Here is a 21,949-nt window from a genome sequence, read left to right as displayed (position 1 = left end):
ACCTTCTTTACTGCTTACTGAGCCAAACGTCTTCTAGCCGGTAGCTGCCCATGTTGGATACTTGGAATCCGTGGACATTTTTCTGCGTCACATAAGAATTCGGGGTGTGGAACAGGAAGATAAACGGAGCATCCTCGCTAAAGATGCGCTGCAGTTCGTAGTACATCTCCTTGCGCTTCGTCTCGTCCTGTTCCTGCTGTGCCTGGAGCGCCAGTTTGTCGAGCGCTTCATTTTTGTAGCCGGTATAATACGCACTCGTACCGCCGCTCGGGGCAGCGCCGAACATCGTGATTTCGTCCGGATCGATGATATCGCTGGAGTAGTACGTGGTAATCATCTCGTACTTCATGCTGGAGTGCATTTCGTCTACGACTCCTGGCTCCAATTGCTGGATTTCCAGATCGATGCCAATCGCCTTCAGCTGTTCCTTCACGATGACCGCCATCTGGCTGTTGATATCACTTCCGGAGTTGATGGTCAGCGTCGCCTTAAAGCCGTCTGGCCGCGAGGATTCTGCCATCAGTTGCTTGGCTTTTTCCAGATTGTAGGGATAGCCCTCAAGCTGTTCGTTATAGTACATCACTTTTGGCAGATAAGAGGTCGCGACCTCTCCATGCCCCATCAGCACCGCATCAATGATTTCCTGTTTATTGATGGCGTAGTTCATCGCTTGACGGATTTTCAGGTCGTTAAAGGGTTCGACCGTCGAATTGATCGGAATCATATCCAGACGTGCGAAAGGAGCGACAAGTACGTTTAGGGATGGGTCAGCCTCTAATTGCTGCAGGGAGCTGAACGGGACGTTGGATGAGATCTCCAGTTCCTTGGCTTGCAGCATGAAAATTTTCGCTGTATCTTCAGGTACCTGGACAAACTCCACTCCGTCCAGATACGGCTTGCCTTTTTGCCAATAGTCTGGATTTTTCTTCAGCACGATTTTTTGTCCCCGCTGCCAGCTCTCCAATTGAAACGGCCCGGAGCCAACGGGATTATTCGCGAAGAACTCTTTTCCTTTCTCCTCGACGACCTGCTTGGGAACAATGGAAGAACTGGATAATGCCAAAGTAGACAGCAAAGGAAGATAAGGAGCCTCCAGGTTGATCGTCACCTGATGCTCGCCTGTTACATCAATCGATTTGATCGCCGGATAGATCCAATCCCAGTTGGAGTCCCCGCCCCGCGCACGATCCAAGGAATATTTGACATCCTCTGGTGTGAGCGGCATGCCGTTATGGAACTTCACATCATCCCGCAGGTTGAAGACATAGGTTTTGCCATCCTCCGAAATGGTCCAGTCTGTCGCAACACCCGGTTCGATTCCGTCTCCGTTCGGGGACAGGCGAACCAGCTGATCGTACATGTTCAGCATCGTCCAAATCGCCAAATTCGTGGCGGGGATGATCGGATCAAAGCTGGTAATATCATGATTTCGGGCAAAACGCAGAACCCCTCCCGGCTGCGGGGTGTTGTCCTGCTCTGCCGTCTGTCCCGCTCCAGGCTGCGGAGCCGGCTGCTGCGGCGTTTGCGCGGTTTGATTGGCCGGTGACGCGGAACAGGCTACTAAACTGATCATGGTCCATACACTTACGAGTGCCAGGCCGAGACGTTTTTTCATGATCCACTCTACCTCCTTCTGATGTATCCTTCCTAGCTAAAAGCAACTTCCAAAAGTTCTGATCCTGCCCAGAAATCCCCCCTTTCAAATCGCTTGGCTCGGTGATTCAGGCTGCTTCATTTGCCGATTGCTCCGTTTTCTTGCCAACGAATTTGTATGCTAACGCGAGTAAGGCGCTGAGCAAGCTTCCTCCTAAAATTCCCGGAATCATTCCGGTTTGCAAGGACATGATGACGGCTGCTGCTGACCCGAAGAAAACGAGAAGCAAATTCGCCTTCGCCTTCGTCCCGACAGCGATCACCGACAATAAGGGCCCCCACACCAGGCAAAATCCAACGAAAATATCCAGTATCGTGATGCTTGGCCAAAGGCTGATGCATACAGCCAACAGGAGCGCGCCAATCAATCCCCTCGCTCCAAGTACAGATTGCTTCACCTTTCGCACCGTGCTGGCCAGCGAGTAAATCAGCATGGAAAGGATGGAAACAAGAAAAAGCGTGTGCCCAACCTGTCCGCCGAATTGCTCGATGACAAACACCCCGACCTGATCCGTTTGCTTGGGCCAGATGGCTTGGGCTTTCGCCACAAATGCCAGTGAGCCGAGCGATATCGGGAGGCAGGACCACAGAAATGCGCTTAAGGTGTGGGGATAAGCTTGCTGGGACAAGCCTTTCTGCTTGCCATTGCCGATGAGGACCGGCAGCAGCTGCTGCGCAATCAATCCCACGATAAAGATTGCGAGGACCCACCACATTTCTGCCTTGTTCGCAGAAAGGGTATCGATCGACAAAAAGTGAACGCCGGAATAGACCGTTGGAATACTGACATGCAGATAGACGAGAGTCGGTATGATGACCGACGCGATCATTCCCATCATGATCACGCTGACCGGAATCCACCTGCCGTATCCCCGCCTGCTCGCCAGAAGGAACAAGACCGTGATCACACCTGCCAAAGCCAGCAGATACCAGATGGAATCATTCAGATAGGTTTGCAGGATGATAATTTTGGCCGTCAACAGCAGGTAGCAGCCAAATTGTACGATCGCGAAAAAGAGCATGACGGTTTGCAAGCGTCCCCCCTCATGCTCTCGCGTCCTTTGATAAGCCAAACGCGCGAATAAAAAGGAGAGCATCCCCGCTGCCGTAAACCCGACAATCCCCACGACACCGTAATCGTAGGCAATTTGCGGCGCCAGCAAAAAAAGCATCGGAGGTACATTGGCGACTAACAAAAACACCATTTTTTTTGCCAAGCCTTGCGCCATGATGATTACCCCCTTCGGAAGCTTCTCGGCGAGAGCCCGGTCACTTTTTTAAACGTGGAAGAGAAATAAGCAGCGCTTTTGAACCCCGTGACCATGGCGATGTACTCGATGCTGACCGTTTTTTTGAGCAGTTCTTTGGCCCGCTCGATCCGGATTGCCGTCAGCACCTCGATAAAGGTGCAGCCTGTTTCTTTTTTCAGCAGTCGGTTGAGATGGGTCGGGCTGACATGTACCGCTTTTGCGACATCCGCCAAGGTCAAGGCCTCCTGGTAATACTCTTGGATAAAACGGAGACAGCGGGCCGTTATCGAGTCCTCGGCATCCTGGAGCTGCCGCATCGCTTCTTCCCACGCAGTCCGAAGATTGAGGGACTCTCCCAGCCCGAACCTGAACAATTCGTCGGGCGAAAGCAGTTTGCACCGCAGCAGTGCTTCTCGCAAAGGCTGCATATGCCGCGTCGTAGAGAGCACCAGCTCGGCACCGTCTATGGGCTCAGGAGCGATCACGATCTGGGAGGCTTTGAGCTCCTCCAGCAAAAGGCTTCGCCAACCGGGAGAAGCCGCATGCACCGCTGCCACCGCATCGGGTACGAAACCAAATTGCTGCCCCCACACATGCTCATCGATGGCATCTCCGGAGCGAATGGTTTTTTCCAATAAGGATTGCTGCAGCAACGGTTTCGCCTTCGATTTTTCGTGGTACTTTCGCTCCACTTTTTGCAGGGTTTCGTAAAATTCAGTGGTGCTAAAAGGCTTCAGCAAATAGGCTGACGCGCCCAGCTCCAGCGCCTGTTTGGCATAAGAAAACTCGTCGTAGGCGGAAACCATGACGATCTCGGTATCCGGCCAGCTGGTCTTGACCCGTTCCAATACCGCGATGCCATCCAGGACAGGCATGCGAATATCCAGGAAGATCAGGTCCATGGGCTCCGATTCCAGGATCTTCAACGCTTCTCCCCCATGGTGGGCAGCTGTAATCCCGTAATCAGAGCTGCTTTTTTCCAGCAGCACTTGCAAATTGAGAAGCTCAAAAGGCTCGTCGTCCACCAAAAGCACCTTCATAGCACGACCTCCTTTATGGTGATTACGAATCTGGACCCTTCTACACTGGGAACCACCTGCAAATCTCCCCGATTCGGGAAGTAATGCTGCAAACGCTTCTGGGTGTTCTTGAATCCAATCCCGATTCGCTCTGCAGATGTGCCTTGTTCCTTCCATAGGTTGAAGTGCTCGACGATCTCTTGGTCAATGCCAGGTCCGTTGTTGTAAATTTCGATTTGCAGGCTGCCAGCGGTGTGCCAGATGCGAATGGATATTTCGCCGTCCTCTGCCAATGGCTCGATTCCATACTTGCAAGCATTTTCGACCAATGCCTGAATAAGAAAGATGGGTATTTTGAAAGGACGCAAGCGTTCTTCAATGTCCACATGCCACCGCAACCTGGGGCCGAAGCGAAGCTTTTGGATTTTCAGGTACATCATGACGGTATTTACTTCTTCATCTATGCTGATCAAATCGCTGTCCGCACGAAGGGTATACCGGAGCAACGAGGATATGCCATGGATCGCTTCGGTTGCTTCTTCGTACTTCCCGATTCGAATCAAGGATGTCACGGTATTGAGACCATTGAATAAAAAATGGGGTTGAATCTGCGAAGTCAGATTGGAAAGCTGGGATTCGATCAAGAGCACCTCCAGATCTGTTTTCCGCTTTTCCACCTTCAGGTACTCCACTTCCTTTTCCCAAAAGAGGACCAGGACCAATGTCGTCAGGCCGACTACGCCGCCAACGATGCCGTATACGATCAGAAACGTAAATGCGGATTGTGATACGATCATAGCCATCCCTCTTATAACGGCGCATGCATGTATTTGATATTTTTGGTGAAGCTGTCCCAATACCACAGCGGTGAGAGGCTGTATCCCGTCAAGGCCTTGTTCATCACGAGGATTTGCTTGGGATGATCCAGGACAATCCACGGGCTGTCCAAGGCGATGATCGTGAGCGCATAGATCATGTGCTTGGCCCGTTTTTTCTCATCCATCTGCGTCGCTGCCTCGGTGATGAGCCAATCTACATTGGGATTCTGGTAATTGGCATAATTCGCTCCCCCGCTCCCGAGATAGTCGGAGTGAAACAACGGCAGCAGATTTCCCAGCGGGTCCGGCATATCAGAACCCCATTGGTAGACGATGAGGTCATAATCGCGTGTGCCTCCCAGAGATCGGGCCGTCAATTCTTTTCTGGTTACCATTTCAATTTTCAATTCGATTCCCAATGGCTTGACCGCGGTCCGCAGCGCAAGTGCCGCATTGAGATTGATCGGCGTGTTGTCGGTGAGGATCTTCGCGCTGAAGCCGTCTGGAACGGAGGAATGCGCCAGGTATTCTTTGGCACGCTCGAAATCGTTTACATATCTCGGAAGATTCTTATAGTAGGAATCCCAGCTATGCTTTTCGTACGTCCACATCTTGCTGTGGATCGGGACGCTCTTCGCAGGCAAGCCGTAGTTTTTCACAATCTCTTTCAGATATCTGTCATGGTCGAATGCGTAGCTGAACGCTTTGCGCACCTGGATTTCATCAAACGGCTTTCGCTTGGTATTGAACGCAATAAAGTCGCTTACATATCCCTCAGTTTGTTGGATCTGGACATTGTCCAGCCGCTCCACCTCGGGAATGACATCTACGGGGAGAGAGAAAGAAGCGGTCACCATTCCAGACTTGAGGCCTGTGATATGTGTCTGTTTGTCAGGGACGACCCGAAAAATGACTTCGTCTAGGTAGGGGCCTCCCTCTTTGTTCCAATAGTCGGCATTTCGCTTTAACACCACCTGTGAGCCTGTATCCCATTTCTCGAAGCGAAATGGGCCGGTCCCGACGAGGCCTGCTTCAGCGCTGCCGAAGCTCGATTGATGCTTGCTGACAGAGGCTTTGCTGACGATGTGCCCAGCGGTCGTTGCAGGTACGTAACGCCAGAGGGCATCCGGCTGTTTCAGCTTGACTTGAACGGTCCACTCTGCGGTTTTTTTGATGCTTTCGACATTGCGATACATCCAGGAGAGATACGACCCGGTCTGCTGATCCCTGATTCGGCGCAGGGAGAAAACCACATCATCGCTCGTCATCAGCGTTCCGTCATGAAAATGGACGTCTTTGCGAATCGTGTACTCATACGTGAGCGGATCTTTCATCTCCCACTTTTCCGCCAGATTGGGCGCCAGGCGGGATTGCTCGTCAAAACGCAGCAGACCCTCTGTAATCTGGCAAACTACCGGCATGGTGGAGTAGTCATAAGCAAAGGCCGGGTCAAGGGAAACAATATCTGTTTGCAGCGCGATCGTAAGGGTTCCCCCGCTTTTGCCTGAAAACAGATTCCCAGCGTTCCCCGAAGAAAGTGATGACAGGTGATCTCCCGAACAAGCCGCAACGCTCATGCTTGCCAGCAGGATGATCACGAGACAGGCTGCTACCTTGACACGCACAGCTTTCATGTCCTCCTCTTTTCGCCTATGATGCTGGTACATCACATCATAGCAATGAATGTTCGTTGTTTAATTCGAAATAATCACATTATTTTTTCGATTTTTGAACCTGTTTTGCTCCCCCCTTTCGTATTTCACATCGTGGCATTCTTCTGGCCTGCCTCTGCCTGACCCTATGAGTGTAAAGGATTTTTACAACTGTGAACATGCAACGGTATACAACATATGAAAAAAAATTGTAGTTTACTATAATTCAAATATCCGTTACCATATTTCCAAAACATGTATACGAGGTGAGAGACTTGTTGTACCCTCCCATCCCTGTGATTCCGGAAGTGTCGACCGCGAACCTGTCTGTATGGCATGATTGCGGCGAGTCCTTGGTTCCACTCTCGACGCTTTCGCCCAAAATCACCGTCTACTCCGCCTATTACCACCAGGGCTATGACGGCACGCAGCCTGAAATCTACCTGCGAGAAGGCGCGGCCGAGCGATTGGCTGCAGCCGCCGAAAAGCTGCCGACGGACTATTCCTTCGTCGCGTTGGACGGCTGGCGCTCTACACAGGTACAAGCCTCTCTCTATGAAGAATTCCGCCAATCCCTGCTGCGGCAAGGATGGCAGGACGGAGACGAGCTGAAAGCCGAACTCGGCAAATTCGTCGCCTTGCCCACCACAGATATCCAAAAGCCCTCGCCTCATCTCTCCGGCGGCGCGATCGACCTGACCATCGCAGGACCAGGCGGCTGGCTGGAAATGGGGACGGCCTTCGACGACTTCAGCGATCTGGCGACGACCCGTCATTACGAGGAAATCTCTGAACCTAGCGAACGCGACCTTTTGATCCGCGACAACCGCCGCCTCCTCTACCACCTCATGATCGAGGCTGGTTTCGTCAACTATCCGAAAGAGTGGTGGCATTACGAGTACGGCACCAGAAGCTGGGCTGTGCGTACCGGTGAGGAGCCTCGATACGGAGGAATTTTGTCGATGTAAGCAAAAAAGAGTTGAATACACATAATATTTGCAATATATTAAAAATTAATTAAATATATTTACCACTTGGGGGTCGATTTGATTGAAGCGCAGATGGTCTAGGTCTCATCTCTTCACCAGTCTTCTGCTCAGCCTGTCCTTACTGGCAGCCGCATGCAGCAGCACGCCCGCAAATCAGTCACAGGGAGAAACAAAACCACCCGAGAATACCCCAGCACAGAACGCCTCAGCACAGCAAGCCCAGTCAGCAACGCCCACCGACACACTGTTCGTCGCTATCAATGCCGACCAAGGCACCTTGGATCCAGCCGTCACGTTTGACAATGGCGCATGGAAGATCACCTATCCTGCCTACCAGCGCCTCGTGGAGTACGACGGTGCCACGACAGAAGTAAAACCAGGTCTCGCCAAGGAGTGGAAGGTGAGCGACGACGGACTTACCTGGACCTTCACCCTGGCAGAAGGAAACAAGTTCGCAGACGGAACTCCCGTCACGGCGGAAGCGGTCAAATTTACTTTCGACCGCACCCTGAAAATCCAGAAAGGCCCTGCCGATGTCTACAATGTCATCAAGGAAGTAAAAGTAGATTCGCCGACCAGCGTGACTTTTGTTCTCAACCAGAACTTCCCGCCATTCCTCTCTACTCTGGCAGCCAACTACGGCGGAATCGTCAATCCAAATGTCATGAAGGAAGAAAAAGACGGCGACCTCGGCCAAAACTACCTCGCAAACAACACCATGGGCAGCGGCCCCTACCAACTCAGCGAATGGCGCAAAGGCGAATACATCAAGCTGACGTTGAATCCTCACTCCTCAGTCAAACCCGCAATCCAGAACGTCTTCTTCAAGATTGTGCCTGACGCTACATCCCAACGACTGCAGCTCGAACAAGGCGAGATCGACATCGCCGAAGGAATTCCAAAAGAACAGTTGAAAGCCGTCATGGCCTTCCCGAACGTCGAAGTTCTGCAAGAGCCAAGCCTTGCTGTGGACTACGTCTACGTGAACTCCACCAAAGGCAATCCGGCTCTGCAAAATCCAAAGGTTCGGCAGGCTTTGAGCTACGCCGTCGACTACGATGCCCTGACCTCCTCTGTCCAGGAAGGCTTCGCGACCCAAATGCGCGGTCCGATTCCCAAAGGTCTGTGGGGTCATGACGAGTCCGCACACCAATACAAGCGTGATGTGGAAAAAGCAAAAGCCCTGCTGGCTGAAGCTGGGGTCAGCAACCTGAAGCTCGATCTTCTGTACTCGGACAACAAGGCATGGTGGGAGACCGAAGCACTGGCTCTGCAATCCTTTTTCGCAGATGTGGGTGTAACGCTCAATCTGAAAAAAATCGCCTACGCCACCTCTCGCGAAATGATGGACAAAGGCGAATTTGACCTGGCACTTGGCGTCTGGAGCCCGGACTTCGGGGATCCGTACATGTTCATGAACTACTGGTTTGATTCCAACAACTTCGGCCTCGCTGGCAACCGCGCGTTCTACAAAAATGACAAGGTGGACGAGCTGGTGCGCAAGGCAGCCCAGATCAACGACAAGGCAGAGCGTGAAAAGCTCTACAAGGAAGCGCAAAACATCGTCATCGACGAAGCGCCGTACCTCTATCTCTATCAGATGGATTTCCAGCTCCCGATCAGCAAGCAGGTCAAAGGCTTTGTGTTCAACCCGATGCTGGAGGGGATCTACAACCTCGCCGACATGTCCAAATAAGCCGTTTGAAGGAGTGTTTTCCTCGTGAGACAAATCATCACCAAACGCCTTGCCATGCTCGTGCTGGTCTTGTTCGGAGTGACGCTGATCACCTTTTTTCTCTCCCACGTCATTCCGGGCGACCCGGCACGAATGATGGTCGGGCAGCGCGCCAGTGAGGAAACACTGCAGGAAGTTCGTCGTCAATTGGGCCTAGACCAACCAGTCTGGGTCCAATATTTTACCTATATGAAGGGGCTTCTTGCAGGTGATTTTGGCGACTCGATCCGTACGCAGCAACCTGTCATCAATGATCTGATTACCTTTTTCCCCGCCACGATTGAGCTTGCCCTGACTGCGTTTGTCATCGCGATTGTCATCGGCATTCCCATCGGCATTCTTTCAGCCGTCAAAAAAGATACCGGCTGGGACCATGCGGGACGCTTCTTTTCCATTGCAGGCATCTCGACTCCGGTCTTCTGGAGCGGCCTGGTCGGCATCCTGCTATTTTACAAAGTGTTTAATCTTCTGCCCTCCAGCGGACGGATCGACCTGATGGTCACTCCTCCGCCGACAATCACCGGACTCTTCCTGGTGGACAGTCTGCTGACCGGGAACTGGGCAGCCTTTTCCAACAGTCTCTGGCATCTCATCCTGCCCGCTTGCACGCTCGCTTTCGCCCAGTTGGCTACTGTCACCCGCCAGGTGCGTGCCAGCATGCTGGAGGTGCTCGGTCAGGACTACATCCGCACAGCGCTTGCCAACGGCATCCACGGTCCGGTCCTGCTGTTCCGCTACGCTTTGCGCAATGCCTTGATCCCGACGATTACGGTAGTGGGACTCAGCTTCGGCTCGCTGCTCGGCGGGGCGGTCGTGACCGAGACGATCTTCGGCTGGCCGGGCATGGGCAAATACGTCGTCGAATCGATCGCCTTCCTCGATTTCCCGGCGATCATGGGCTTTACCTTTGTGATCTCGCTTGGCTACGTCATCATCAATCTTCTGGTCGACCTGACTTACTACGCGCTTGATCCGCAAATCAAGGAATAGGGGGGAAAAGCTGGTGTCTGGTACAACGTTGAAAACCGAATCGCTTCCAGCAGCAAGATCAGCCAAGACGGTCAACCCCTTTTGGTACAAGATCCGCCGCAATCCGCTCACTCTTTTGGGCCTGTTTTTGCTCCTGCTGATCCTGCTGCTGTCGATTTTCGCGCCGCTGATCAGTCCGTATGAGCCGACAAAAATCAATATTCCCGAGCGCTTTGCGCAGCCGAGCGCCGATCATTGGTTCGGCACAGATGAGGTCGGCCGGGATATTTTCACACGCATTCTGTACGGCGCTCGTCTTTCTCTCGGCGTCGGGGTCGCGGTCGTCGTCGGCGCTGGCGTGATCGGCACCATCATCGGAGCCGTCTCCGGCTATTTCGGCGGCAGGATTGATCAGCTCATCATGCGGCTCATGGACATCATTCTCGCTTTTCCTGCTCTCGTCCTGGCGATGGCCATCGCGGCAACGCTTGGTCCCAATCTGCAAAATGCGATGCTCGCCATCGCCATCATCAAGATTCCGGTCTATGTCCGGTTGGCACGCGCGGAGACTCTGGCACTGCGGGAAAAGCTTTTTGTCAAGGCAGCCGTTACCTTCGGCATTCCTTCCTGGCGCATCATCGTCCGTCATATCATCCCGAACGCCCTGTCTCCCGTCATCATCCAGGTGACGCTCGATATCGGGGACGCGATTCTGCTCGTAGCTACCTTGGGCTTTCTCGGCCTGGGCGCACAGCCGCCTACACCTGAGTGGGGTGCGATGATCAGCATCGGCTGGAAATACCTGTTGGATTATTGGTGGTACCCGACTTTTCCGGGGCTTGCCCTTTTCCTGGCTTCTTGCGGCTTTAATCTAATCGGTGACGGCATCCGGGATATCCTCGATCCGAAAGCAAACCGTTCTTAGGGGTGATGTACATGCTGCTGGAAATCCATAATCTCTCGGTGGAGTTTGAATCCATGCAGGACAGGGTCAAAGCGCTGCAAGCTGTATCCTTCTCCATCGACGAGGGCGAAATCGTCGGCATTGTCGGTGAATCCGGCTCGGGAAAATCGGTAACAGCGCTGAGCATCCTGGGCCTTTTGGAAAAGAACGCCCACATCTCCACAGGTTCGATCTCTTATAAAGGAAAGAACCTGCTATCGCTTTCGAAAAAGGATTGGCAAAGCCTGCGCGGCAAGGAGATCGGCATGGTGTTCCAAGAGCCGATGACTGCGCTGCATCCTACCATGCGCATCGGCGATCAGCTCGCGGAGGTGATTCATCGGCATCGCAGCATATCGTATAAGGAAGCATATCGGCAGGCGGTCGCGAGCCTGGCCGAGGTGCAGATCAACGATCCGGAGCTGGTGGCGCGCAAATACCCGTTCGAGCTGAGCGGCGGAATGCGTCAGCGCGTCGTGATCGCCCTGGCGATGTCTGCCCCGCCCGACCTCTTGATCGCGGACGAGCCGACCACTGCACTCGACGTAACGATTCAGCATGAGGTGCTGAAGCTCATGCAAGAACTGGCGCAAAAGCGCGGCACCTCCATTATGCTGATCACCCATGACCTGGGGGTCGTGGCACAGGTCTGTCAGCGCGTCGTCGTGATGTACGCAGGCGAGGTTGTCGAGACAGGAACGACGCAAGAGGTCTTGCACTCGCCTTGCCATCCTTATACCAAAGCCTTGATTGGCGCCCTGCCCGATCTGGCGGAGCAAGGCCAGCCCCTCTTGGCGATCCCGGGAGAGTCTCCCGACCTGCGCAACCGCCCTGATGGATGTGTATTTGCACCCCGTTGTTCTTGTTCACTGCCCATCTGCCGGGAGGACCATCCCGTCCTGGAACCTGCCGTCTCTGGCTCGCTGACCCATCAAGTATCGTGCTGGGGGAGGAACCAATAAATGAACCCGTTGCTTGCCGTAAACGGCGTATCCAAGGAATACACGAAAGGCAATCACCGCTTCCAGGCTGTGTCCGGGGTCGATTTTGCCATCACCCGAGGGGAGACATTCGGCTTGATCGGAGAGTCAGGCTCCGGGAAAAGCACCCTGGGGAAAATGGTCACCGGGTTGGAGCCACCGACGTCCGGAACGATCACCTATGAAGGGAATTCACTGTGGAATGGCAACCGATTTAACCGCTTGAAGCCGGGCGAGATGCAGATCGTCTTTCAAGACCCGCAGTCGTCTCTGGACCCGCGCATGCGCGTACAGGCCATCATTACAGAGCCGCTGCTCGCTTTGCCTGCGGCTGAGCGAAAAGAAAAGGGCAGCAAAGAACGCCTTCTAGCCCTGATCACCCGCGTCGGCTTGAAGCCGGATCATCTGAACCGCTATCCGCATGAGTTCAGCGGCGGACAGCGCCAACGGATCGCCATCGCCCGCGCCCTGATCACCGACCCCAGCTTCGTCGTGCTGGATGAGCCTACCTCCGCGCTGGATGTCTCCGTGCAGGCGAATGTGCTGAATCTCTTGCAGGAGCTAAAACGCGAGCGAAATCTGACCTATCTGTTCATCTCCCACAACATGGCTGTCATCCGCTACATGTGCGATCGCATGGCTGTGATGCAAAAAGGCCGCATCGTGGAAATCGGCCACGTAAACGATATTTTCGTCAATCCTGTGGACAGCTACACGAAAACCTTGTTGTCCTCCCTGCCGCAGCTCCATGAAAAAAAGGAGGATATTCATGTTTAACGGCGCAGAACTGAGAGAGATCCGCAAACAAAAACAATTGACGCTGCAAAATCTCGCTGACAAAACCGGCCTCAGCATGAGCCTGCTCTCTCAGATCGAACGCGGTCTTGTAGACCCGACAGTAGGAACCTTTTGGAAAATCTGCTCCGCTCTCGATGTTCCCATCAACCACTTCTTCCGGCTGAAGGACGATCATGATCCGCTCATCCGCAAAGGCATGCACAAAATCATTCATTTGAAAAACACCAATACCAAATACCATGTGCTGACCCCCTTGCAGGAAGGGAAGATCGAGTTTCTGCTGATCGAAATTGAGCCTGGGGAAGCGCTGGAGCAGGAGCAAATCTCGCATTCCGGGGAAGAGTGCGGCTACATCCTGCGCGGCGAGCTGAAGGTCCTGCTGGAAGACCGCGAGTACCATCTCTTTGAGGGAGACAGCATCGGCTTCAACAGCACGTCCCCCCATCGCTTCATCAACCCGGGCAATGCCGTCTCGCTGGCGATTTGGGCGCGGGCGACGTAGTTCAGAAGATCAGACACATAGAGAATGCCCGCAGCTGGCAATCGGCTGCGGGCATTTTTCCTTGAATCGGGTAGACACCTATCAATCCATCTTTTTCAAAAATTCCTCCGGCTCCATGGATGTCCATTGCTCGATTTTTACTTGAGGATTTTTTTGCAGATATTGCTTGACCAGTCTATACCCTTCAGCGTATCCAAACGCATAGGGAATCCGATCATTTCCAAACATCATTTCATTTCGAAGATTTCTATCTACAGAACCAAGACGTTTCATCAACTCTTCCCTTGCCTCTTCATAGCGATCATCGTAATTCGGGATGTAAGATGACCCCGGATAGACAAGTTCCTGAAAATGCATGGCTTTGCCTTCGAAAAGCAATGCATCGAGCAGCGTAAACGGCTGGTAGGGATCAAAATGCTTCGCAGTCCACACGCTGTGATGGTATTCATGGGCTACGGTACCTGCCAGCTCATGATCGGATCGAAATAAATACGGATTGTAGAACAGCAAAATCTTGCCGGAGCCAATGGTCAAGGCACTGCTATTCCGAGATGTGGCCGGCATGATACAGACGGTGGTGGTTTCTTGACCCGGAAGATAGTGCGCAGATTGAATCAGCGCTTCTTGCACGGTAGCTTTGACCTTGATAAGGCTTTGCTGGTCATTTGTGATTTTTTCCAAAAAAACCAATTCCTCAGGGGGTGTTTTTCTAACTTCGGCAAGCAAATGAAGATACTCACCGCCTTGAAAACATTCCTCCCAAACCGGCTGGAAGACGCTCTCTTCAAAGATCTCCCTTTTGGGCTTGTCCGGATCGTTTTTTACAGCCCGTAAATATTCAGCTATTTGCTGATCAAGCAAAAGAACGGTAAATGCTTGCTTCGTGCCAGCGCGATGCTGAATGGAGAGGTTGCCAGTATGCAATCGGTCACTCGAGCAGAGCAGCGTGATGAGCATCATAGAGAAAGTGAAAGCCATAATCGCAAATCGCTTCAATTCTCCCCCTCCTTAACTGACGTTTTAGTAAATATAAACAAACACTATAATATTTTTGTTAATATTGACCAACCATAACCTTCCATGTAAGCTATTCAATATTCAGATAATTTTCATCGCTATACTTCGTTTACCTACTACTCTATTCATTTATGTTAGCAAAAAGGTATGGACGGCAGCCATGATCACGGTTGAGGAGGTATGAAGTCAGCGGTAGTTTAGCAGTAATTAAAATTTTCAAAATTTATAAAACATACAGTTAAATATTTCGTAAGGGCCGTTTAACTTTTTCCGGCAATGGGTAATGGAAAATAGATATAGATATGTAATAGTTTTCCGAAATAGTCGATAGAAAATATAGGAGGGAATTATTAGGAAATCTTTCTAGATTCAGTTTGCTTCATCATGACATTTTGTACAAGAGGAGGACACGTATTTTGAAACTTAGACTTCAATCCATTTTTGGGAAAAGTATTCTTTCGTCAACCATTTATATATTAATTACGGGGATCATCATTACCATCGCCAGTTCCTACATCCAGGGAAAGGTATTTTTGGAATCGTTTCAGCAGCAGGCCATTGGGTTCGGCAATTACGCGCTTGAGTCATTCAAGGGCAAGGATTTGACTCAGAGCGATGCAGAATTGGTTAAGCAGCTCGACCTCATTTCCGAACGTTACCCGCAAATCGCACAAGCTTACTTCTTTGGAACCGAGCTGCAGAACGGCAATGAAACCTCCATCATCCTATCGCCAACCCATATTGTCGAAATGTTGAAACAGGAATTGCAGATTGGCCCAGGGGACTTTTACGCCCAGCCAGACATACTCGCCAACAAAGTAAGAGAGATGCTCGAAACGGGCGAAGCGGTGACAACGGAGCCGTACACCGATGACATCGGAACATGGGTCTCTGTACTCATCCCGTTAAAAGAAGCAGATGGTTCCATCCACAAATATTTTGGACTCGATATCGATGCCTCGATCATTTCGAAGGCACAGTTGGAACTATTGAAAAGCAGCTCCATTGTATTGATCTTCGTAATCTTGATCGTTTTGATTGTGCAATTTTTTACTACAAAACGCATGCTTGCTCCCATCCAAGACATCCAACAAGCATTTGCAAAGCTCAGTAATGGTGACTTTAGCGTTTCCTTACAAATTCGGAAGAAAGATGAGCTCGGGATGTTAGCCAACGATTTCAATAAAATGGTTACAGATGTTCGCGAGATCATGTCGAAAGTGAAACAAACCTCTGATGACACTGCACATGCCTCAAAGGAGTTGCTGCAAATTATTGAGCTAACCCATGCTACGACAAATGAAACGACACTCTCCATGAAAGAAGTGGCAAGTGGGGCTCAAACACAAGTGGCGCGTTCTGAGGAAAGCGGAACAGCGATTGAAGAAATGGCGATTGGCATTCAACGGATCGCGGAATCAGCCTCCGAGGTATCGGAATCGGCTACGAAAACCTTTACGGAATCGGAAACAGGCGCCGGTTATATCCAAAAGACACTGGAGCAAATGGCCTTGATCCAGAGCTCTGTCGCAAATTCTGCTTTGTCTGTGAAAAACTTGGATGAAAAATCGAAGGAAATTGAGACCATTGTTTCGGCTATTACGGCGATTGCCGATCAAACCAATCTGTTGGCTTTAAATGCTGCCATCGAAGCAGCACGCGCGGGCGAGCATGGAAGAGGATTCGCTGTTGTTGCGGATGAGGTGCGGAAGCTGGCGGAGCAATCCACCATGTCAGCTCAGCAAATCATTCAAATTATTCAAGAAACAAAGGACGATACGAGAGAAGTCATTGATACCATGGATATCGTAACGAATAATGTGGATGCCGGCGTACAGATTGTAAAGGAAACCGGAACTCTGTTCAGCGGTATCCTGAAAGAAATTAAGCATGTGACCGAGCAAATTCATGAAGTTTCGGCCGTATCGGAACAGCTGTCTGCAGGTTCTGAGGAAATTACGGCTGCTTTCCAGGAGAATATCTCCATTGCGAGACAAGCAGAGGTTGCCGCCTCCAACATGACCAAAGCAGCAAATGAACAACTTGAAAACATGGAGCACATGTCGCAATCCATGAATCAGCTCTTGGAGAAAACAACTGAGCTAAAACAAATGCTGAACACTTTTAAAATGTAGTGCATAACGACGACAAAAGGCCGCCAGCTCTCATAGCCAGGCGGCCTTTTCCATGTTCGCCAGTCATTGCCGTGCTACTTCAGTGAATCCTGCAAAAAATCAAGCAGCTCCGGGATGAGTTGCGCATTCGGCTCATCGCCGATTCCTCCGCCCTCCAGCCAGGGAAGAATCGAAAACCAGAAGTGCTTGTGGCCCGGATATTCAATCGCTCTATGGGGTACCTGATACCGTGCAAGCAATTGAACAAAATCCTTCGACTGCTGGCAAGACACCACCTCGTCTTCATCTCCCCAGACTACGAGAAAGGGCGTCTCTTTCATCTGTCCTTTTTGAAGCGCCTGTTCCAGACGATACATCGGCGATGCTTCCAGATAGGCATCCGGCATTTCGCTTGGCGTGCCTCCCATGAATAATCCCACTGGATCATCGGTGCGGCTGGTCTGCGTGTGTTCCCACCATTGCTTGACATCGTATACGCCATATACGCCGACGATCGCTCGCACCGATTGGGAGAATTCCTCTTCCAGTCCCAATAGAATAGAGAGATGCGCCCCGCAGGAATCCCCGATCAGACCAACGCGCGCTGGATCTACTTGATATTCGGCAGCATGCTCCCTCATATAGGCGAGCGCAGCGCGAACATCTTCTGTAACGCCAGGCCAAGTCGCATACTCAGGCGTTGCCAGCCGATAGTCGATCGACATCACACAATAGCCCTGCTGTGCCAAAAACGGTCCCCATTCCTGATTCATTTCTTTGGAGCCTGCTTTCCAAGCACCGCCGTGAATCATCACTAACAGAGGAGTAGTCCCTGCTCCCTTTTCCGGGATATAAAGATCCGCATACAGCTCTTCTCGATCCGTCCGGGTATAGCAAACCGTCTCTTTTGTATAAGTGATCGTACCCACTATCTTCACCTCATTTTCGTACATCATCATTTCGTCATCGATGGGAAAAAGAGCGCAATCTCTGTGTTTTTTGACTATTTAGAATATATAGTATTATACACGAATGTCTTCCTTTGATTGTTAACTGTTTAACATTAAGAAATATTTTAATGTATGTTGCGCTCAACTTTTTCGGCTCCACTAAGACGCTTCCAAACGAAGAGATTATCAAAATAGCGAATGAGATCCACCGAAAAAAGAATGCCCGCAGCGATGACAGCTAGGGTACTTTTTCGAGAATAGTAGGTCAACTTTCTAGGCATAAATCGTCTATCACTTGCATTATGATAATAGAAAGTTCCATCTCACTGGTATATCCTATCTATAAGTAATTTCAGATACTCGCCAATCGAAAGGAGAAGTAGTATGGAAACATTAATAGATCAGCTAGGTAAGACTAGAGAGCAATTGTTACATGAGATTACTTCACTGAGTTTTGACGATTTCAATCGACGATTCGATGCGGAGAAATGGAGTATAGCCCAGGTTTGTCATCATTTGTTTATTACGGAAACTTTATTTGGAAAATCGATACTGTATGGACTTGAAAAGAAGAAGCCAGTCGACGGAGAACACATACCGATTCAGCATGTGTCAGATAGGACGAAAAAGATTCAAGCGCCTGAAATTTCAGAACCAAGTTCAGAACCTTTCCAAGTTCCGCAAATCATTCAACTATTAAGCGATTCACGAACTACATTCATGAATGTTCTCAGTCAGATCGATGACAAATCGATCTTGAAGACAATAACAGTAAAGAATCCTGTCTTTGGCAACCTGCCGTTGGATCAATGGGTTGAACTCTTGTATTTACACGAGCAAAGGCATATAGAGCAAATTAAAGAGCTGAAAGCACTGTGCTAGTAAACGACTGTTACGAATTACGGAATAAATACAATCCAAATCCCAGGGTATCCCGCCCCCATTGCAAATAAGTCCTTCTCCATGACCTGATTCGTGCGAGCATGGCATCGCAATCTGGATCGTCGGGATTCTCATGACAATAATTTTCGATCGATGAAGAATAGAGCCATTCGTAATCATCCCAGTCATCTTCGTTTGCCACATAAGACCAGAGCGGAACCATACCTAATTCCTCTGCAACTATTACATTCTCGGCATGGCTTTTTAAATCAGACTCTGCAGCTCCTCCAAGCGCTTGCAAATATTCCGAACAAGGACGCTGTTTCCAGTAGCCCTCACCAATTAGAATATAGCCATTTTTGTTTACCAGGCGTTTCATTGCTTGCAGGGTAGTATCTAGTCCGCCCAATGCATGGGTGGAGCCAATGCATATCCCCAGATCATAACCTTCTTGTTTCTGTACAGCTGCCTTGGCATCACCCACAATATACTCAATGCTGCCCTCAGGAATTCTGCTAGTAGCTTTCCTTTTAGCTTCTTCAATGGCCCCCTCATACAATTCAATCGCAGTGCCTGTAATTTTGAATTCTTCTACTAGACGAATCAACAGTTCACATTTTCCTGCCCCAATGTCAATCACTTTATCTTGTGGCTTGAGCGATAGCAGCTGTATCATTTTCATAAGCTTAGCTTCATTGATTGGATTACTAAATGCATGATGCTGGTGGGCAATCGCTGAAAATCTGTTTCTATCCATGGTTCATCTCCTCTTCTTTTTATTTCTTAGGTTAGCATGAACCATATTCTAAATAAATGCTATAAAAAGTCGGTCATCCTTCACGAGCGACTACCAACTTTTGGCAGTCGAATCAATGCGCGATTCTTCGGAAAGCAAATCGAACCAAAACAGCCCTTCCTATCTAGGAAAGGCTTTGGTCCGCAGCGTTGATCATGCCAGATCGTTCTGCCAGATATTCAATCAGATGAACGGCTCGTACCCGATCTCCCATATTTTCACGTTCGATTCCCAACTTCATTTGCAACAGACAGCCCGGATTGGTAGTGACAATCGTCGTCGTTTCTGTCTCTTTGACATCCTTCATTTTATGATCCAGGATCTCCATCGAAGCATCGTAGTTCACGATGTTGTAAATACCCGCAGAGCCGCAGCACATATTGGCATTATTCATCTCGATCAGATCCACATGAGACAGGTTCTTCAACAGCGAAACAGGCTCTTCGGTAACTTTTTGCACGTTTGTCATATGGCAAGAGCGCTGATACGTGACTCTCTCAGCCGGCCTCTTTTCGCCCTGTATGCCTCCGCAAAGGACAAGAACCTGGGAGATATCCTTCGTTTTCCGTACAAATTGCTCCGCACGTTCCGCCCATTCCGGTTCGTCTGCCAATAGATGATCGTATTCAACCATCATCGCACCGCATCCGCCCGCGTTGTTTACGATGAAATCTACATCGTTTTGCGCAAAAGCAAGGATATTTCTCTTCGCCAAATTCTTGCTCTCGTCAAGTTCCCCCGTGTGGGCATGCAGAGCGCCGCAGCATGTCTGATTTTCCACGACGATCACATCACATCCGACTTCCGCCAGAAGCTGTACAGACAGCTGGTTGATCCGGCGGAACATGGCGTCCATGACACAGCCGACAAACATCGCGACCGTGTATTTGCGCTCTCCTTTAGCCGGCGTAAAGGCAGGAAGACTGGCACGCTGCGCAGGCGCTACGGCTGGCGGGGTGATTTTTTCGAATTCACCCAGATGCGCGGGCAGCTTGTTCATCAATCCGCTCTTTCTCGCCAGCTTTTGGACACCGCTTTTTTCATAGACCCACATCGCATTGCCGATCAGATTCATTGCTTTACGGCTGGGGAATACCTTTTTGAACAAAAGATTGCGCATCGCCTTTTGCGGGACTGTGAACGTTTTTCTCCGCGTGATGGCAGCACGGGCGGATTCCAGAATGGCGCCGTATTCAACACCAGTCGGACAAACGGTTTCGCAAGCCCGGCATCCCAGACACAGATCCAACGGCTCTTCCAGAACGGACAAATCCTTGATCTTGCCTTCTCCCGCCATCTTGACCAGGTTGATGCGACCGCGGGGGGAGTGTGTTTCCACTCCCATCGTCAAGTAAGTCGGACACGCCGGCAGACAATACCCGCACTGCACACATTTATTCGTCTTGTCGTAATTCAATTCGCTGCGCAAAGCGGCAAGCTGTTGTTCATCTGGTTTCATTCGCTCAACACCAACTTTTGTCCCGGTTCAGGAAAAATTTTGCCAGGGTTCATAATGTTGTTCGGGTCCCAAGCCTGTTTGATACGCTTCATCATATCGAGACCAGCCGCACCTAATTCCATTTCCATAAACGGAGCCTTCATCAGGCCGATTCCGTGCTCACCCGACAACGTTCCGCCGAGCTGGACGGCCGCCTCAAAAATTTCCGCAACGGCTTTTTCCACACGCGCCATCTCTTCTTTGTCAGACTTGTCCGCGATAATATTGGGGTGAAGATTTCCGTCTCCCACATGACCAAAAACGACGAGGTGGATTTGGTATTTTTCCTTGATTTCTTGCAGTCGGCGGCACATTTCCGGAATTTTGCTGCGCGGAACCGTAGCATCTTCGGAAATCTTCGTCGGCTTCACCCTCACGATCGCGGGAGAAACCAGCTTTCTCGCCTTCCATACCTCTTCCTTTTCTTCCTTCGTTTGCGGGATGCGAACTTCCCTTGCTCCAATTTTCTGGCAGACATGACGCACCTGTTCCGCTTCATCGCGAATCGCCGCCGGATGTCCGTCCAATTCAATCAAAATCAAGGCTTCTGCATCCGTGGGCAATCCAGACGGCTTGTAATTCTCTACAGCTGTCATCGAGGCTTGGTCCATCAGTTCCATTTTGGAGGGCAGAATTCCAGAAGTTAAGATCAAGGAAATCGCTCGTCCCGCGTCTACCAGGCTGTCGAAAATCGCCATCACCGTCTCGGAAGCAGGTGGCTTGGGAATCAGACGAAGTACAGCTTTGGTGATAATCCCCAACGTCCCTTCCGACCCGACGACCAATTTGGTCAAGTCATACCCGGTGACGTTTTTGACGGTTTTTCCCCCGGTGCGAATGATTTCCCCTTCTGGCGTGATCAGTTCCAAACCGATCACATAATCCTTCGTCACTCCGTACTTCAAACCGCGCGGCCCCCCGGAATTCTCGGCCAGATTTCCTCCGATCGTGGAAACATGCGAGCTGCTGGGGTCGGGTGGATACATCAGGCCTTTTTTCTCGGCCGCTTTGTGAATATCGGCGGTCAGGACCCCGGGAGAGACAATGGCAACCAGATCTTCTTCATCCACTTCCAGCAGGTCGTCCATGACAGACAGATCGATGACCATTCCGCCTTTGACCGGGAGGGGGCCTCCGCTTAGACTGGTTCCCTGCCCTCGGGGATACACGGGAATTTTCTCGCGGTTCGCAAGCTTGACCAGAGCAGCCAACTCCTCCACGCTCTTGGTCTGGATGACCACATCGGGAAGGTAGGTTCCAAATGAAGCGTCAAACGAATAGCTGAAACGATCACTTTCCTTTGTCAGCACTTGGCCGGTTTTCACGATATCGCGAATCTCTTTGATATGTCCTTCTGTCATCTTTTCCATTTTTTCTCCTCATG

At 50.7% G+C, this 21,949-nt stretch carries 19 protein-coding genes; 9 read left to right on the top strand and 10 right to left on the bottom strand.

Annotated features, from left to right (window positions below; genetic code table 11):
* Positions 1-7: 7 nt before the first annotated feature.
* The 5 genes from EDM58_RS03555 to EDM58_RS03535 all read right to left on the bottom strand — a co-directional run bounded on the left by EDM58_RS03555 (position 8) and on the right by EDM58_RS03535 (position 6,374).
* Positions 8-1,615, bottom strand: a complete 1,608-nt coding sequence (locus EDM58_RS03555; protein WP_122912115.1) for an ABC transporter substrate-binding protein — start codon at positions 1,613-1,615, stop codon at positions 8-10.
* A gap of 106 nt (positions 1,616-1,721) precedes the next feature.
* A complete protein-coding gene (locus EDM58_RS03550) occupies positions 1,722-2,882 on the bottom strand; it encodes a hypothetical protein (RefSeq protein WP_122912114.1) in 1,161 nt (386 codons plus the stop codon).
* A gap of 5 nt (positions 2,883-2,887) precedes the next feature.
* Complete coding sequence (locus tag EDM58_RS03545) at positions 2,888-3,943, bottom strand: response regulator (RefSeq protein ID WP_122912113.1); 1,056 nt, start codon at positions 3,941-3,943, stop codon at positions 2,888-2,890.
* Complete coding sequence (locus tag EDM58_RS03540; RefSeq protein WP_183187407.1) at positions 3,940-4,719, bottom strand: sensor histidine kinase; 780 nt, start codon at positions 4,717-4,719, stop codon at positions 3,940-3,942. Before EDM58_RS03540 ends, EDM58_RS03545 begins: the two co-directional genes overlap by 4 nt.
* An 11-nt stretch (positions 4,720-4,730) precedes the next feature.
* Positions 4,731-6,374 carry an ABC transporter substrate-binding protein gene (locus EDM58_RS03535; protein ID WP_183187406.1) on the bottom strand — a complete coding sequence of 548 codons (1,644 nt, stop codon included), beginning with the start codon at positions 6,372-6,374 and terminating at the stop codon, positions 4,731-4,733.
* 284 nt (positions 6,375-6,658) lie between these two features.
* Here EDM58_RS03535 and EDM58_RS03530 point away from each other — a divergent pair, with 284 nt between their 5' ends.
* From EDM58_RS03530 to EDM58_RS03500, 7 genes are all read left to right on the top strand, one after another.
* Positions 6,659-7,360 (top strand): M15 family metallopeptidase, encoded by a 702-nt coding sequence (locus tag EDM58_RS03530; RefSeq protein ID WP_425455598.1) that lies wholly within the window; start codon positions 6,659-6,661, stop codon positions 7,358-7,360.
* A gap of 82 nt (positions 7,361-7,442) precedes the next feature.
* Positions 7,443-9,077: an ABC transporter substrate-binding protein gene (locus EDM58_RS03525; protein ID WP_221175397.1), complete on the top strand. Its 1,635-nt coding sequence runs from the start codon at positions 7,443-7,445 to the stop codon at positions 9,075-9,077.
* Between the two features lie 24 nt (positions 9,078-9,101).
* Entirely contained in the window at positions 9,102-10,106 is a 1,005-nt protein-coding gene (locus tag EDM58_RS03520) for an ABC transporter permease (RefSeq protein WP_023555977.1), read from the top strand.
* 13 nt (positions 10,107-10,119) lie between these two features.
* Complete coding sequence (locus EDM58_RS03515) at positions 10,120-11,010, top strand: ABC transporter permease subunit (protein WP_246000519.1); 891 nt, start codon at positions 10,120-10,122, stop codon at positions 11,008-11,010.
* Positions 11,011-11,021: 11 nt separating this feature from the next.
* A complete protein-coding gene (locus EDM58_RS03510) occupies positions 11,022-11,990 on the top strand; it encodes an ABC transporter ATP-binding protein (protein ID WP_122912109.1) in 969 nt (322 codons plus the stop codon).
* Complete coding sequence (locus EDM58_RS03505) at positions 11,991-12,785, top strand: ATP-binding cassette domain-containing protein (protein WP_122912108.1); 795 nt, start codon at positions 11,991-11,993, stop codon at positions 12,783-12,785. It begins immediately after the preceding gene.
* Positions 12,778-13,308 carry a cupin domain-containing protein gene (locus EDM58_RS03500; protein WP_023555981.1) on the top strand — a complete coding sequence of 177 codons (531 nt, stop codon included), beginning with the start codon at positions 12,778-12,780 and terminating at the stop codon, positions 13,306-13,308. The genes EDM58_RS03505 and EDM58_RS03500 overlap by 8 nt, the downstream gene beginning before the upstream one ends.
* Positions 13,309-13,389: 81 nt before the next feature.
* Here the strand turns inward: EDM58_RS03500 and EDM58_RS03495 are convergent, their stop codons facing one another.
* Positions 13,390-14,304 (bottom strand): DUF2268 domain-containing putative Zn-dependent protease, encoded by a 915-nt coding sequence (locus EDM58_RS03495; RefSeq protein ID WP_122912107.1) that lies wholly within the window; start codon positions 14,302-14,304, stop codon positions 13,390-13,392.
* A 437-nt stretch (positions 14,305-14,741) separates the two neighbouring features.
* Between EDM58_RS03495 and EDM58_RS03490 the strand changes: the two genes are divergently transcribed.
* The gene (locus EDM58_RS03490; protein WP_122912106.1) at positions 14,742-16,460 is read left to right on the top strand and encodes a methyl-accepting chemotaxis protein; all 1,719 of its coding nucleotides are present in this window, start codon (positions 14,742-14,744) and stop codon (positions 16,458-16,460) included.
* Between the two features lie 74 nt (positions 16,461-16,534).
* Here EDM58_RS03490 and EDM58_RS03485 read toward each other — a convergent pair whose 3' ends face one another.
* Entirely contained in the window at positions 16,535-17,368 is an 834-nt protein-coding gene (locus EDM58_RS03485; RefSeq protein WP_183187405.1) for an alpha/beta hydrolase, read from the bottom strand.
* 405 nt (positions 17,369-17,773) lie between these two features.
* On the opposite strand from EDM58_RS03485, the gene EDM58_RS03480 reads away from it, so the two are divergent.
* Positions 17,774-18,271, top strand: coding sequence for a DinB family protein (locus EDM58_RS03480; protein WP_122912104.1), 498 nt, complete (start codon positions 17,774-17,776; stop codon positions 18,269-18,271).
* Positions 18,272-18,281: 10 nt separating this feature from the next.
* Here the strand turns inward: EDM58_RS03480 and EDM58_RS03475 are convergent, their stop codons facing one another.
* From EDM58_RS03475 to EDM58_RS03465, 3 genes are all read right to left on the bottom strand, one after another.
* Complete coding sequence (locus EDM58_RS03475) at positions 18,282-19,028, bottom strand: SAM-dependent methyltransferase (RefSeq protein WP_122912103.1); 747 nt, start codon at positions 19,026-19,028, stop codon at positions 18,282-18,284.
* A gap of 163 nt (positions 19,029-19,191) precedes the next feature.
* Entirely contained in the window at positions 19,192-20,526 is a 1,335-nt protein-coding gene (locus EDM58_RS03470; protein WP_122912102.1) for a (Fe-S)-binding protein, read from the bottom strand.
* Entirely contained in the window at positions 20,523-21,926 is a 1,404-nt protein-coding gene (locus EDM58_RS03465; RefSeq protein WP_122912189.1) for an FAD-binding oxidoreductase, read from the bottom strand. Before EDM58_RS03465 ends, EDM58_RS03470 begins: the two co-directional genes overlap by 4 nt.
* Positions 21,927-21,949 lie beyond the last annotated feature (23 nt).

The sequence above is a fragment of the Brevibacillus panacihumi genome (genome assembly GCF_003710985.1).
Classification (GTDB): domain Bacteria; phylum Bacillota; class Bacilli; order Brevibacillales; family Brevibacillaceae; genus Brevibacillus; species Brevibacillus panacihumi.
This window is presented reverse-complemented; position numbering and strand designations above follow the sequence as displayed.